This is a genomic window from Pseudothauera lacus (assembly GCF_003034845.1).
GTDB lineage: Bacteria > Pseudomonadota > Gammaproteobacteria > Burkholderiales > Rhodocyclaceae > Pseudothauera > Pseudothauera lacus.
In genome coordinates, this window is sequence record NZ_PZKC01000003.1 from 29,613 (window position 1) to 44,226 (window position 14,614).

12 protein-coding genes are annotated in these 14,614 nt (G+C 69.2%); 3 read left to right on the forward strand and 9 right to left on the reverse strand.

Annotation, left to right across the window (positions count from 1 at the left end; genetic code table 11):
* Positions 1-27 precede the first annotated feature (27 nt).
* The 9 genes from hemF to C8261_RS04095 form a co-directional block, all read right to left on the reverse strand.
* Complete coding sequence (gene hemF, locus C8261_RS04055) at positions 28-951, reverse strand: oxygen-dependent coproporphyrinogen oxidase (protein ID WP_107492404.1); 924 nt, start codon at positions 949-951, stop codon at positions 28-30.
* A gap of 4 nt (positions 952-955) precedes the next feature.
* Positions 956-2,230 carry a phosphoribosylamine--glycine ligase gene (gene purD / locus C8261_RS04060; protein ID WP_107492405.1) on the reverse strand — a complete coding sequence of 425 codons (1,275 nt, stop codon included), beginning with the start codon at positions 2,228-2,230 and terminating at the stop codon, positions 956-958.
* A 13-nt stretch (positions 2,231-2,243) separates the two neighbouring features.
* A complete protein-coding gene (gene purH / locus C8261_RS04065; RefSeq protein ID WP_107492406.1) occupies positions 2,244-3,839 on the reverse strand; it encodes a bifunctional phosphoribosylaminoimidazolecarboxamide formyltransferase/IMP cyclohydrolase in 1,596 nt (531 codons plus the stop codon).
* A 61-nt stretch (positions 3,840-3,900) separates the two neighbouring features.
* Positions 3,901-4,137: a helix-turn-helix domain-containing protein gene (locus C8261_RS04070; protein ID WP_107492407.1), complete on the reverse strand. Its 237-nt coding sequence runs from the start codon at positions 4,135-4,137 to the stop codon at positions 3,901-3,903.
* Positions 4,134-5,156, reverse strand: coding sequence for a tRNA dihydrouridine synthase DusB (gene dusB / locus C8261_RS04075; protein WP_107492408.1), 1,023 nt, complete (start codon positions 5,154-5,156; stop codon positions 4,134-4,136). The genes C8261_RS04070 and dusB overlap by 4 nt, the downstream gene beginning before the upstream one ends.
* Positions 5,157-5,428: 272 nt before the next feature.
* Positions 5,429-6,574, reverse strand: coding sequence for an FAD-dependent monooxygenase (locus C8261_RS04080; protein ID WP_107492409.1), 1,146 nt, complete (start codon positions 6,572-6,574; stop codon positions 5,429-5,431).
* Positions 6,571-7,911: a Xaa-Pro aminopeptidase gene (pepP, locus tag C8261_RS04085; RefSeq protein WP_107492410.1), complete on the reverse strand. Its 1,341-nt coding sequence runs from the start codon at positions 7,909-7,911 to the stop codon at positions 6,571-6,573. Before pepP ends, C8261_RS04080 begins: the two co-directional genes overlap by 4 nt.
* A gap of 8 nt (positions 7,912-7,919) precedes the next feature.
* Positions 7,920-8,609, reverse strand: a complete 690-nt coding sequence (gene murU / locus C8261_RS04090; protein WP_107492660.1) for an N-acetylmuramate alpha-1-phosphate uridylyltransferase MurU — start codon at positions 8,607-8,609, stop codon at positions 7,920-7,922.
* Between the two features lie 17 nt (positions 8,610-8,626).
* Positions 8,627-9,613 (reverse strand): aminoglycoside phosphotransferase family protein, encoded by a 987-nt coding sequence (locus tag C8261_RS04095; RefSeq protein ID WP_219905140.1) that lies wholly within the window; start codon positions 9,611-9,613, stop codon positions 8,627-8,629.
* A 141-nt stretch (positions 9,614-9,754) separates the two neighbouring features.
* Between C8261_RS04095 and lptD the strand changes: the two genes are divergently transcribed.
* The 3 genes from lptD to pdxA are packed head-to-tail and all read left to right on the forward strand — an operon-like array spanning position 9,755 to position 14,592.
* Positions 9,755-12,274, forward strand: a complete 2,520-nt coding sequence (lptD, locus tag C8261_RS04100; RefSeq protein ID WP_235864832.1) for an LPS-assembly protein LptD — start codon at positions 9,755-9,757, stop codon at positions 12,272-12,274.
* A 19-nt stretch (positions 12,275-12,293) separates the two neighbouring features.
* The gene (locus C8261_RS04105; RefSeq protein WP_107492412.1) at positions 12,294-13,610 is read left to right on the forward strand and encodes a peptidylprolyl isomerase; all 1,317 of its coding nucleotides are present in this window, start codon (positions 12,294-12,296) and stop codon (positions 13,608-13,610) included.
* Entirely contained in the window at positions 13,582-14,592 is a 1,011-nt protein-coding gene (pdxA, locus tag C8261_RS04110; RefSeq protein ID WP_107492413.1) for a 4-hydroxythreonine-4-phosphate dehydrogenase PdxA, read from the forward strand. The genes C8261_RS04105 and pdxA overlap by 29 nt, the downstream gene beginning before the upstream one ends.
* The last annotated feature ends 22 nt before the right edge of the window (positions 14,593-14,614 follow it).

The window sequence follows — 14,614 nt, forward strand, 5'->3', positions numbered from 1 at the left end:
GCCGCTTCACAGCGGCTTCCGTCTTTCTCAAACCCAGTCCTGCGGCCTGAGATAACGTTCGTAGAGTTGCGCTTCCGCGCTGCCGGCTTGCGGCTGCCAGTCGTAGCGCCATTTGACGATGGGCGGCAGCGACATCAGGATCGATTCGGTGCGCCCGCCTGACTGCAGGCCGAACAGCGTGCCGCGGTCGAACACCAGGTTGAACTCCACGTAGCGCCCGCGGCGGTAGGCCTGGAAGTCGCGCTCGCGCTCGCCATAGGGCGTGTCGCGGCGGCGCTCGACGATGGGCAGGTAGGCGTCGAGGAAGGCGTCGCCGACCGAGCGGGTGAGGCCGAAGGCGGTGTCGAAGGAGGTCTGGCCGTCGGCGCCGAGGTCGTCGAAGAACAGCCCGCCGACGCCGCGCGGCTCGTTGCGGTGCTTGAGGAAGAAGTAGCGGTCGCACCAGTCCTTGAGCCGGCGGTATTCCGCCTCACCGCCGAAGGGCAGTACCGCTGCCTTGCAGGCGGCGTGGAAGTGGCGCACGTCCTCGTCATTGCCGTAATAGGGCGTGAGGTCCATGCCGCCGCCGAACCACCACACCGGATCCTTGCCCTCGGCCAGCGCGACGAAGCAGCGCACGTTCATGTGCACCGTCGGGCAGTAGGGGTTGCGCGGATGCAGGACCAGCGACACGCCCATGGCCTCGAAGCGTCGCCCGGCCAGTTCGGGGCGGTGCGCGGTGGCCGAGGCCGGCATGGCCTCGCCCATCACATGCGAGAAGTTCACCCCGCCGCGCTCGAAGAAGTCGCCCTCCTCGATGACCCGGGTGAGGCCACCACCGCCGGCGGGGCGCTCCCAGGCGTCGGCGCGGAAGGTCTGGCCGTCGAAGGTCTCCAGGCGCCCGACGATGCGTGCCTGCAGGCCGGTGAAGTAGGCCTTGATCCGTGCGAGGTCAGGCGTGTCCAGTGCCATCGCCTCAGCCCTTGCGGGCCACGGCGCGGTGGCCGATGTCGCGGCGGTACTGGCGGCCGGCGAACTGGATCTGGTCGGCGACCTCGTAGGCGGCCTTCTGTGCGCTGCGCACGTTGTCACCCAGTGCGGTGACGCACAGCACGCGCCCGCCGGCGGTGAGCACCTGGCCGTCCTGTTCGATGGTGCCGGCATGGAAGACGTGCACGTCCTCGCTGTCGGCCGGCAGGTGGGCGATCGGATCGCCCTTGCGCGGGCTGTCCGGGTAAGCTTCGGCGGCCATCACCACGCCCAGTGCGACGCGGCGGTCCCACTCGGCCTCGACCTGATCCAGCCTGCCGGCGATGGCGGCTTCCACCAGGTCGGCCAGATCGGTCTTCAGGCGCATCATGATGGGCTGGGTTTCCGGGTCGCCCATGCGGCAGTTGAACTCGACCACGCGCGGCTTGCCGGCCTCGTCGATCATCAGGCCGGCATACAGGAAGCCGGTGTAGGGGCTGCCGTCGGCGGCCATGCCGGCGAGCGTGGGCTGGATGACCTCGCGCATCACCCGCGCATGCACCTCCGGGGTGACCACCGGGGCGGGCGAATAGGCCCCCATGCCGCCGGTGTTGGGGCCTTCGTCGCCGTCCTTGAGGCGCTTGTGGTCCTGGCTGGTGGCGAGCGCCAGGGCGTTCTTGCCGTCGGCCATGACGATGAAGCTGGCTTCCTCGCCCTGCATGAACTCCTCGATGACGACGCGCGCCCCGGCATCACCCATCTTGTTGTCGAGCAGCATCATGTCGATGGCCGCGTGCGCTTCTTCCAGCGTCATGGCGACGACCACGCCCTTGCCGGCGGCCAGGCCGTCGGCCTTGATGACGATGGGCGCCCCCTCGGTATCGACGTAGGCGTGTGCCTGCGCCGCATCCGCGAAGGTCTGGTACTTCGCCGTAGGGATGTTGTGGCGGATCATGAACTGCTTGGCGAAGTCCTTCGAGCTTTCCAGACGGGCGGCGGCCTGCACCGGGCCGAACACCGGCAGCGCGGCGGCGCGGAAGGCATCGACCACGCCGGCGGCGAGCGGCGCTTCGGGGCCGACCACGGTGAATGCGACCCGCTCGCCGAGGGCCAGCTGTACCAGATCGGGAATCGCGCTGACCGGCACGTTCTCCAGCAGCGGTTCGCGTGCGGTGCCGGCATTGCCGGGGGCGACCAGCACACGGGTGACCTTGGGCGACTGGGCGAGCTTCCAGGCCAGCGCGTGTTCGCGTCCGCCGGAGCCGATGACGAGGACTTTCATGGGGCTGCTCCGATCAGTGGCGGAAGTGGCGGAAGCCGGTGAACACCATGGCGATGTTCTGCTCGTCGGCCGCGGCGATCACTTCGGCGTCGCGCATCGAGCCGCCCGGCTGGATCACCGCGGTGGCGCCGGCCTGGGCGAGCACGTCGAGGCCGTCGCGGAAGGGGAAGAAGGCGTCCGAGGCGACCACGCAGCCGGCAATCTGCAGGCCGGCGTTCTCGGCCTTGATCCTGGCGATGCGGGCGGAATCCACCCGGCTCATCTGCCCGGCGCCGACGCCGATGGTCATGCCGTCCTTGCAGTAGACGATGGCGTTGGACTTGACGTACTTGGCCACCCGCCAGGCGAACAGCATGTCGCGCAGTTCGGCCTCGGTGGGCGCACGCTGGGTGACGATCTTGAGATCGGCGAGCGCGATGCGCGCTTCGTCGGCGCTTTGCACCAGCAGGCCGCCGCCCACGCGCTTGTAGTCGAGCGCGCCGGCAGGCTTGCCGAGCGGGCAGGTAAGCACGCGCACGTTCTGCTTGGCGCGCAGCAGTTCCAGCGCGTCGGCGGTGTAGGCGGGGGCGATCAGCACTTCGAGGAACTGCGCCGAGACCGCCTCGGCGGCGGCGCGGTCGACTTCGCCGTTGAAGGCGATGATGCCGCCGAAGGCCGAGGTCGGGTCGGTGGAGAAGGCCTTCTTGTAGGCTTCCAGCGGGGTGGCGCCGAGCGCCACGCCACAGGGGTTGGCGTGCTTGACGATGACGCAGGCCGAGTGTGCCACGTCCCTGTCGAAAGCCTTCACGCATTCCCACGCCGCATCGGCGTCGGCGATGTTGTTGTACGACAGCTCCTTGCCCTGCAGTTGGGTGTAGCTGGCGATGCCGCCTTCGGGCGCATTGGGTTCCTTGTAGAACGCCGCGCTCTGGTGCGGGTTCTCGCCGTAGCGCAGGTTCTGCACCTTGTCGAAGGCGAGCTGGAAGCGCTCCGGGTAGGCCTGCTTGGACACGTCGCCGGCTTCGTTGCTGACCAGCGCGGTGAGGTGGTTGGAGATCGCCGAGTCGTAGCGCGCGGTGTGGGTGAAGGCCTTCACCGCCAGCGCGAAGCGGGTCTTGTACGACAGCGTCTTGGCGTTGGCCTTGAGCTCGGCGACGATGCCGGCGTAGTCCTCGGGGTCGGTGACGATGCCCACGCCGCCGGCCTCGTTGCCGTGGTTCTTGGCCGCGGCGCGCACCATGGTCGGGCCGCCGATGTCGATGTTCTCGATGGCGTCTTCCAGGGTGCAGTCCGGACGCGCCACGGTGGCCTGGAAGGGGTAGAGGTTCACCACCACCAGGTCGATGCGGCTGATGTCGTGCGCGGCGATGGTGTCCATGTGCTCGGCGAGGTCGCGGCGCGCGAGGATGCCGCCATGCACCTTGGGATGCAGGGTCTTCACCCGGCCGTCGAGCATTTCGGGGAAGCCGGTGTGCTCGGAGACGTCGGTGACGGCGAGGCCGGCATCGCGCAGCAGCGCGGCGGTGCCGCCGGTCGACAGCAGCTTGACGCCAAGGGCGGACAGCTCGCGGGCGAATTCGAGCACGCCGCGTTTGTCGGACACGCTGATCAGGGCTTGGGTGACGGTCATGTGAAGCTCTGCAACAGGAAGTGGGAAAGACGGGACGCGGCGCGCCATGCGCCGCGGGCGATCACAGCAGATCGTATTCGGTGAGCTTGCGGCGCAGGGTGTTGCGGTTGATGCCCAGCATGTCGGCTGCGGCGGTCTGGTTGCCGCCGGCCTGGCGCAGGACGAATTCCAGCATCGGGCGTTCGACGTTGCGGATCACCATCTCGTAGATGGCCGCCGGCCGTTCGCCGTCCAGGTCGCGGAAGTACTGGTCGAGGGTGCGGTGGACGGAATCGGCGATGTCGTTGCTGCGGCTCATGCTGCGAGCTCCTGCGGGAGGTCTTCTTCATAGCGCAGGCGGGCGTCGGCCTCGGCAAGTTGGCCGAAGAAGACGTCCACCGCGTCGAGCTGGGCGGGGATGGTGGGCAGCTGGTTCATGGTGCGGCGGAAGGCCGCCGAGCCGACCAGGCCCTTGGTGTACCAGGAGATGTGCTTGCGCGCGATCTTCAGGCCGGTGTCTTCGCCGTAGAAGGCGTAGAGATCGGCGAGGTGCTCGCGGCACACCTGGTGGATTTCGCTGACCAGCGGTGCGGCGAGCAGTTCGCCGGTGGCCAGGTAGTGTTCGATCTCGCGGAAGATCCACGGCCGGCCCTGGGCGGCACGGCCGATCATGACGCCGTCGGCGCCGGTGTAGTCGAGGACGTGCCTGGCCTTCTGCGGGCTGTCGATGTCGCCGTTGGCAATCACCGGGATGCTCACCAGGGTCTTCACGTGGGCAATGGTGTCGTACTCCGCCTCACCCATGTACTGGTCGGCGCGCGTGCGGCCGTGGATGGCGATGGCGCGGATGCCGGATTCCTCGGCGATGCGCGCGACCCTGGGGGCGTTCCTGTTGTCGCGGTTCCAGCCGGTGCGGAATTTCAGCGTTACCGGGGTGTCAGGCACGGCCTTGACCACCGCTTCGAGGATGCGCGCGATCAGCGGTTCGTCCTGCATCAGCGCGGAGCCGGCCATCACGTTGCACACCTTCTTGGCCGGACAGCCCATGTTGATGTCGATGATCTGTGCGCCGCGCTCGGCGTTGTAGCGCGCCGCCTCGGCCATCATCGCCGGATCGGCGCCGGCAATCTGCACCGAGATCGGCGCCACCTCACCCTCGTGGTTGGCCCGCCGGCGGGTCTTGGCGCTGCCGTAGAGCAGCGAGTTGGAGGTCACCATCTCGCTCACCGCGAGTCCGGCCCCCAGCTTCTTGCACAGCTGGCGGAAAGGACGGTCCGTCACCCCGGCCATGGGGGCGACGAAAAGGTTGTTGCGCAGGGTGAAACCGGCGAACTGCATGGGGCGGTCGGGCGTGGGGGGAAAGGGCGGCATTTTACCCCATGCGGCGCAGGGGGTGGGGGCTTGCGTGCGGGGGGCAGGCCCATCCTGGGGCGGGTGAAGGCGGGAGAGATACGGGGTGGCCGGGCAGGGGACGCGGGCCACGGCTCATGCGTACCGAAATCGCCGCGTCCCCTGCCCGGCAGGAATCTGCGGTGCTTGCTCGCGCGGGCTGAGCGTTTCCGGGTAGTGCCGCGTCCTGGTGCGAGCCACGTGTCGGTGGCCAGGCTCGTTCAGGGCCAGGCGCGGGCGCCGAACATCATGCGCTTGGCGACGAAGTGGCGCAGCGGCGGCAGCATGTCGAGGGCGAACAGGCCGGCACCGCGCAGATGACGCAGCGGCGGCAGGTCGTTGCTGAACAGGCGTACCAGGGTGTCGGTGAAGCGTACCGTGCCGAAACGGTCCGCGCTGCGGCTGCGGGCGTAGGCGGTCAGGGTGGCGGGTGCGCCGGGGTCGCCGGGGTGGCGCAGCAGGGTATCGGCCAGCGCCCAGACGTCGCGCAGCGCGAGGTTGAAACCCTGGCCGGCCACCGGGTGCAGGGTCTGGGCGGCATTGCCCAGCCAGACGGTACGCGCCCCCACCGGGCTGCGCCGCACGCGCAGGCCGAGCGGGTAGCGCAGGCGTTCGCTGACCGCGGTGAGGCTGATGCGGGTGCCGAGGTGGGCCTGCAGGCGGGCCAGATAGGCGCTGTCGTCCAGCGCGAGCAGTGTGTCGGCCTGTTGCGGAGACGCAACATGGACCAGGGCGTAGGCCTCGCCGCAGGGCAGCAGGGCCACCGGGCCGGCGGGGGTGAAGCGCTCGAAGGCGGTGCCGCGTGCCGCGCCAGTGGCATGCACCATGGCGATCAGCGCGTGCTGGCCGTAGTCGCGGCTCATCGTCTCGGTGGGGTCGGCGTTGATGCTGCCTTCGGCGCACACCGCCAGAAGGGCGCGGCGGCTGCCCGCATGGCGGCCGGCGAGTTCGATGGTGACGCCGTCGTCGGCGGGAGTGAGGCTGCGCACCTCGGTTTCGTCCAGCACGCTGATGCCCGCATGGTCGATCGCCTGGCGCAGCGCTGCGGCCAGTGCGCCGGCGGCCGCAACGTGGCCGAGGGCCGGCACGCCGTAGTCGGTGGCGTGGATCAGCGTGCGGCCGAAGCCGCCTTGCTGGGAAACGTGGATGGTGTCGATCGGCGTGGCGGGCAGGGCCTGCCACACGCCCAGGCGCTCCAGCGTGAGGCGGGTGCCGTGGGAGAGTGCGAGCACGCGCGGGTCGGCGGCGGTGGCTTCGGCCGGGCGGGCGTCGGCCAGCACCACGTCGAGCCCGCTGTCCTTGAGCGCGAGGGCGAGCGCCATGCCCACCGGGCCGGCACCGACCACCAGCAGGTCGTGGGTCGTCATGCCTGCGCCTCGCGCATCACCGCCTCAATGTCGGCCACGCTGCGCGGGGCGTCTTCGGTGATGAACTCGCAGCCGTCTGCGCTGACCACGGCGTCGTCCTCGATGCGCACGCCGATGTTCCAGAAGGCTGCGGGCACCTTGTCGTCCGGTCGGATGTAGCAGCCGGGTTCCACGGTGAGCACCATGCCCGGTGCGAGCAGGCGCCAGTCGCCGTCCTGCTTGTATTCGCCGGCGTCGTGGACGTCCATGCCCAGCCAGTGGCTGGTGCGGTGCATGTAGAAGCGGCGGTAATCACCGTTTTCCAGCACGCCGTCGAGGCTGCCGCTGAGGAGTTTCAGGTCCAGCATACCCTGGGCGAGCACGCGCACCGCGGCTTCGTGCGGCTCGTTCCAGTGCGCACCGGGGCGGATGGCGGCCTTCGCGGCGCCCTGGGCGGCGAGCACCAGTTCGTAGATGTCGCGCTGCGGGCCGGAGAAGCGGCCATTGACCGGGAAGGTACGGGTGATATCGGAGGCGTAGCCGTCGAGCTCGCAGCCGGCATCGATCAGCAGCAGGTCGCCGTCGGCCATGCGGCAGTCGTTCTCGACATAGTGCAGCACGCAGGCGTTGCGGCCGCTGGCGACGATGCTGGTGTAGGCCGGAGCCTGGCTGCCGGCGGCGCGGAAGGCGTGCAGCAGTTCGGCTTCGATCTCGTATTCGAAGCGCCCCGGGCGGGTGGCGGCCATGGCGCGGCGGTGGGCGCCGGCCGAGATGCTGGCGGCGCGGCGCATGGTGGCCAGTTCGAAGTCGTCCTTGATCAGGCGCATTTCGTCCAGCTCGGCGCGGATGTCGCGTACCGAGTGCGGCGGCACCACGCCGCTGCGGGCGTTGGCGCGCACCGCGTTGAGCGCGGCCATGACCTTGCCGTCCCATTCGCCGTCATAGCCCAGGCCGCTCCACAGCACCGGCTGGTTGGCGAGCAGGTCGGGCAGGCGGCGCTCCAGGTCGCCGATGGTCCACGCCTCGTCGAAGCCGAAGGCGGCCTGCGCGGCCTCGGGGCCGTAGCGGTAGCCGTCCCAGATCTCGCGTTCCTCGTCCTTGGCGCGACAGAACAGGACGCTGCGGTCCTCGGTGCCGGCCACCAGCACCACCACCGCTTCCGGCTCGCGGAAGCCGGTGAGGTAGTAAAAGTAGCTGTCGTGCCGGTAGGGGTAGTGGGCGTCGCGGTTGCGCGTGCGTTCCGGCGCGGTGGGCAGGATGGCAACGCCGCCGCCCAGCGCGTGCATGCGGGCCAGCAGACGTTCGCGGCGGGCGCGGAAGGGGGTGATGTCGAGGACGTGTTCGGTGGGCGCGTTCATGGCGGGGATTATGCGCGGTGTTGTGCTTCGACGGCGAGATGGCGGTCCAGTTCGGCGAGGCGCGCCGGGGTGCCGACATCCAGCCAGTAGCCGGTGTGCAGTGCGCCGGAGACGCGCCCTGCGGCCATCGCGCTGCGCAGCAGTGGAGCGAGCCGGGCGGGCTGGCCGGCGGGCAGGTCGGCGAACAGCGCCGGGTGGTAGGCGCCCAGGCCGGAGAAGGTGAAGCGTGCGCTGCCCTGCTCCTGTACGCGGCCGGCGGTCAGGGCGAAGTCGCCGTCCGGGTGGTGGTCGGGGTTGGGTACCAGCAGCAGATGGGCCAGATCGCCGGTCGCGGCGAGCCGGTGTGCTGCGGCGGCGAGCAGCGCGGGATCGGCGTCGCAATAGACGTCGCCGTTGATCACCAGGAAGGGCTGCTCGCCGAGCAGGAGCAGGGCCTGGCGGATGCCGCCGGCGGTTTCCAGCGCCGTGCCTTCGCGCGACCAGGCGATGTGCACGCCGAACGCGCTGCCGTCGCCCAGCGCGCCCTCCAGCTGGGCGCCGAGGTGGGCGTGGTTGATCACCAGCTCGGTGATGCCGGCCGCGCGCAGGCGTTCGATGTGATGCACGATCAGCGGCTTGCCGCCGGCCGCGAGCAGCGGCTTGGGACAATTGTCGGTGAGCGGGCGCATGCGTTCGCCGCGCCCGGCAGCCAGGATCATCGCGCGCATCGGCGGGCTCAGAAGGTGTAGCCGAACTCGACCGGCTCGGGGTCTAGTTGGTCGAGCAGCCGCAGCAGCGGGGCGAGCTCGCCATAGCGGCGGCAGGCGCGGCGCAGGTAGTCCATCACCAGCGGCATGTCCTTCAGGTAGCCGTCCTTGCCGTCGCGGTGGTAGAGGCGGGCGAAGATGCCCAGCACCTTGAGGTGGCGCTGCACGCCCATCCACTCGAAGTCGCGGTGGAAGTCGGCGAAGTGCTCGCGCACCGGCAGGCCGAGCTTGCGCGCGGCGTCCCAGTAGCGCGCCAGCAGGTCGAGGACGAAATCCTCTTCCCAGCGGATGTAGGCGTCCTTGAACAGCGAGGCGAGGTCGTAGCTGAGCGGGCCGTACACCGCGTCCTGGAAGTCGATGATGCCGGGGTTGCGGCCGTCCTCCAGATACATCAGGTTGCGCGAGTGGTAGTCGCGGTGCACGAAGACCTTGGGCTCGTCGAGGTTCACCGCGAGGATGCGCGCGAATACCTTGTCGAGCATGGCGCGCTGGGCGTCGTCCAGGGTGTGGCCCTTGTGGCGCGCCACATACCACTCCGGGAAGAGTTGCAGCTCGCGCATCAGCAGCTCGCGCGAGTACTCGGGCAACACCCCGGGGCGGCTGGCGGCCTGGATGGCGACCAGGCTGCCCAGCGCGTCCGCGTACAGGGCGTGGGCGTTGTCCGCGGTGAGCACGTCGAGATAGGTGCGGCTGCCAAGGTCGGAAAGCAGCAGGAAACCCTGCTCGGCGTCGCGCGCCAGCACCTCCGGGACATGGGCGCCACTGGCACCGAACAGTTCGGCGACCTGCAGCCAGGGGCGGCAGTCCTCGTGTTCGGGCGGTGCGTCCATGACGATGCGCGAGGGGCTGCCGTCGGTGAAGCTGACGCGGAAGTAGCGGCGGAAGCTGGCGTCCGCCGAAGCGGGGGCGAGTTCGAAATCCTGGCCGGGCAACTGCGCGGCCAGCCAGTGCTGCATTTGGGCAAATCGATGCAAGACAATGCTCCGCTGGGGCTTCGTGTAGAATCCGCAAGTTTATCAAAGACCAACACGTGCGCCCTTGCCGGCGCCGACTTTTGGACGGGGTGCGTTTTGCCGGACTTGTGCTTGAAGACGCGGATGAAGCTGCTTCCGCTGTTGCTGTGCTGCATGTCGGGCAGCGCCCTGGCTGGCGGCATGCCCGCGCTGGTCGTCTCTCCAGATCTGGTGCGTGCGCGGACGCCCGCGCCTGCCGTGACCCCCCAGCCGGCCCCGGCGCGTGCGCCCGTCGCCTCCCCGTCACGACAAGCTGCCGCCGCCGCGCCCACTCCCGCGCCGAGCGCGCCTCAGGCCACCCCTGTCCCCACGCAACCGGCACTGGCACCCGCGCCGGCCTCGGCGGCCGCAGTGGTGAGCCCGGTACGCCCACTGGACGACAGTGTGTCGGCGGCACCTGCCGCGCAGGAGCAGGACGCGTCGCCGCTGCCCGCGCCAGGCACGCAAACTGCCGCAGCCGCGCCGGCTGCAGGCGAACGTGAGGCGACCCAGGTTTCGGCGCTGCGCATCCGCGGCACGCGTGCGGTGGAACTGGTCGCCGATGGCGAGGCCGAGCTGCAGCGGGGCGACATCACGCTGACCGCCGACCGGTTGCTCTACCGGGAGGTGAGCGACGAGGCCATTGCCGAGGGCAACGTCCGTCTCGCCCAGGGTACCGACGAGATCACCGGGCCGGCGGCGCGTATCGTCGTCGGTGCACGCACGGGTGAGTTCGAGTCCCCCCGCTATGCCATCACCCGACGCTCCGATCCGCGTGCCGGCGAGGCCCCGCGCGAGGTCACCGGCAGCGGCGAGGCCGAAGGGCTGTATTTCGAGGGCGAGAACCAGTACCGCCTGCGCAATGCAACCTGGACCAGCTGCCGTCCCGAGGACCCGGACTGGTACGTCAAGGCGCGCGACCTGCACCTCGACTACGACAGCGAAGTGGGTACCATGCGCCACGGCACCGTGGTGTTCAAGGACGTACCCATGCTTTGGGTGCCGTGGGCGGAGTTTCCTCTCGTCGGCCGCCGCCAGTCCGGCTTGCTGGCGCCGACCGTGGGGACCTCCAACAAGACCGGCCTCGACATCACCCAGCCCTACTACTGGAACATTGCGCCCAACTACGATGCCACCCTGTCACCGCGCTTCATGAGCCGCCGCGGTCTGCAGCTGGGCGGCGAGTTCCGCTACCTCGGCGAGGACCACGCCGGTGAGCTGCGCACGGAGTGGCTGGCCAATGACCGTGTTTCCGGCGAATCGCGCAGTCTCGGGGCCTGGCAGCACCAGCACCGCATTACCTCCCGTCTGTACGCCTCGCTCGATGTCAACGCGGTGTCGGACGACGAATATTTCGAGGATCTCAGTTCGCGCGTGTCGGTGGCTTCCAAGGTCAACCTGCTGCGCCAGGGCCGGCTCGACTACTACGGCGCCGACTGGTGGTCGGCTTCGGCGCTGGTGCAGCGCTACCAGACCTTGTCCGGCGACGAACCCTATCGCAAGCTGCCGGAACTGCGCCTCAGTGCCAACCGCGCCGGGATGGCGGGCGGCACCACCTGGGCGCTGGAAAGCCATTACACCGACTTCGAACACCCCGAGAAGACCCGCTACGTCAATGGCAGCCGGCTGGTGCTCTATCCGCAGGTCTCGCTGCCTGTCGAGCGATCGGGCTACTTCATCATTCCCAAGCTCGGCCTGCATTACACCAAGTACCGCCTCGACGATCCCTACATCGCTGGCGGACGGACCTCGATCACCCGCTCGGTGCCGATCTTCTCCATCGACAGTGGCCTGATCTTCGAGCGTGAGGCGAGCTATTTTGGCAATGCCTACCAGCAGACCCTCGAGCCGCGGGTGTTCTACGTCAAGGCGCCGGATCGCAAGCAGGATGACATTCCGGTGTTCGACACCGCGCGCTACGACTTCAGCTTTGCGCAGATGTTCTCCGAGAGCGCCTACAGCGGCAGCGACCGTGTCGCCGATGCCGACCAGATCACCGTGGCGCTGAGTTCGCGGCTGATCGATCCGCGCAACGGTGCCGAGCGCCTGCGCGTGGCGGTGGGTCAGCGCCATTATTTCTCCGATCAGCGCGTCGCCCTGCCCGGCGAGCCCTTGCGCATCGACCGCCGTACCGACTTTCTTGCCGCCCTCAGCGGTCGCGTTACCGCGACCACGACGCTTAACAGCGCCTGGCAGTACAACCCGCGCGACAGTCAGACCGAGCGCTTCAATTTCGGCGTTGGCTGGCAGCCCGAGTACGCCAAGGCGATCAACCTGAACTACCGCTGGACCCGCGGAGTGCTGCGCGACATCGACGTTTCGGCGCAGTGGCCGCTGGGCGGGCGCTGGTACGGGGTCGGCCGCGTCACCCGCTCGATCCGTGAGAACCGCGTCACCGAAGCCATCGCCGGTATCGAGTACGATGGCGGCTGCTGGGTGTTCCGCGCCGTCGCCCACCGTTTCGCTACCACCACCGACCGCGTTACCCAGTCGCTCTTCCTGCAGCTTGAACTCAATGGTCTGGCCAGCATCGGCTCCAACCCGGTGGGGCTGCTCAAGCGCAGCGTGTCGGGCTATGGCAAGATCAACGAGCCCGGCTCCGGGCGTATCTTCGGCACCGATTGACCCACACCTCCGAGAGTCCATGAAAAAACTGCTTTCCCGCCTGAGTCTTGCGCTGCTCGCCGGCGTGTCCAGTGTCGCCGTCTCGCCCGCTGTCGCGCAGGCGCGCGCAGTCGAGGTCGATCGCATCGTCGCGGTGGTCAACCACGAGGTCATCACCGCGCTGCAGCTGCGCAGCCGCCTCGATCAGGCCGTCCGTCAGCTCAGCCGCCAGGGGGTGGAGCTGCCGCCGCGCGAAGTGCTCGAGCGGCAGATGCTCGAACGCCTGATCATCGAACGTGCCCAGCTCCAGCTCGCTGCCGACAGCGCCATCCGTGTCGATGAAGCCACCCTCGAGCGCGCCATCGCACGCATTGCGGAGAACAACGGCCTCACCCTGGGGCAGCTGCGCGAGGCCCTCGACCGCGACGGCATCCCCTGGGAGCGTTTCCGCGACGAGATCCGTACCGAACTGCTGATCACCCGCCTGCGCGAGCGCGAAGTCGACAGCCGCATCGTGGTCACTGACGCCGAGGTGGACAACTTCATCGTCAACAACCCCGACGCCTTCGCCGGTGGCGAGTATCTGCTCGCCCACATCCTCCTGCGTGCGCCGGAGGGCGCGACGCCGACGCAACTCGATGCGCTCGCCCGCCGCGCCGATGAGGTGGTGCGCCGCCTCGAAGGCGGGGAGGACTTCGCCCGCGTCGCTGCCAGCGTTTCCGACGCCCCCGATGCGATGAACGGTGGCGAGCTCGGCTGGCGCAGCCGCGACCGCCTGCCGGCGCTGTTCGCCGAGATCGTCGACCGTCTCCAGCCCGGCCAGATGTCGCCGGTGCTGCGCAGTGCCGCCGGGCTGCACATCGTCAGGCTCATCGATCGCCGCGGCGGCACGCTGGCCGGCCCCGACACGGTCGAGCAGACCCGCGCCAGCCACATCCTCATCCGCACTTCGGAGATCGTCTCCGACGCCGAAGCGGAAAGCCGTATCCGTGGCCTGTACGAGCGCGTGATCCTTGGTGGTGCCGATTTTGCCGAGCTGGCGCGCAATCACTCCGCCGACCTCTCCGCGGCCAACGGTGGCGAGCTGGGCTGGATCTACCCCGGCGACACCGTGCCCGATTTCGAGCGCGCAATGGACGCCCTGGCGCCCGGGCAGGTCAGCGAGCCGGTGCGCTCGCCCTTCGGCTGGCACCTCATCAAGGTGCACGAGCGCCGCGTGCAGGACGTCTCCGAGGAGCGCAAGCGGGCGATGGCGCGCGCCGCGCTGCGCGAGCGCAAGTCCGAGGACGCTTTCGAGGACTGGGTTCGTCAGTTGCGCGACAGCACCTATGTCGAATACCGCCTCGAACAGGACTGAAGCCCCGGTGCTCGCCGTCACCAGCGGCGAGCCTGCCGGTGTCGGCCCCGAGCTGTGTGCCTGGCTCGCCAGCCGTGAATGGCCGGCGCGGCTGGTAGTGATCGGTGATGCCGGGCTCATCGCCTCGCGCCTGGCGTGCACCGGAGTGGCAGCCAGCGTGCAGCCCTATCACCCGGCGGCCCGTCCGCAGTCCGGCATACTCGAAGTCCTTCACCGCCCGCTGGCCGTGCCGGCGCAGGCCGGACGGCTGGATGTCGCCAATGCGCCGTATGTCCTCGATGTGCTCGACTGTGCCATCGATGGCTGTGTCAGCGGACATTTCTCCGGCATGGTCACCGCACCGGTGCATAAGGGCGTGATCTGCGAGGCCGGCGTGCCCTTCAGCGGCCATACCGAGTACCTAGCAGAGCGTACCGGCAGCGCACGGGTGGTGATGATGCTGGTCGGCGGCGGCCTGCGCGTGGCGCTGGCCACCACCCACCTGCCGCTTGCCGCGGTGCCGGCCGCGCTCACTGCGACGGTGCTCGAAGAGACCCTGCGCATCGTCCACCACGATCTGCAGCGCCGCTTTGGTCTTGCGCTGCCGCGTATCCTGGTGGCCGGACTCAATCCCCATGCCGGCGAAGGCGGGCATATGGGGCGCGAGGAAATCGAGGTCATCGAGCCGGTGCTCGAACGCCTGCGCGGCGAAGGCATGCAGCTGATCGGCCCGCTGCCCGCCGATACCTTGTTCGTCCCTCACACGCTGGCGCGCGGCGACGCGGTGCTGGCGATGTACCACGACCAGGGCCTGCCGGTGCTCAAGCATGCCAGTTTCGGCGGCGGGGTGAACGTCACCCTCGGTCTGCCCATCGTCCGCACTTCGGTCGATCACGGTACCGCGCTCGACCTTGCCGGCAGCGGCCGCGCGGACCCCGGCAGCCTGCATGCCGCGGTCGAACTGGCCGCGCAGATGGTTGCGCAGCGCGGCGCGCCGGCCTGAAACCCCACTCCCCATACCGCAG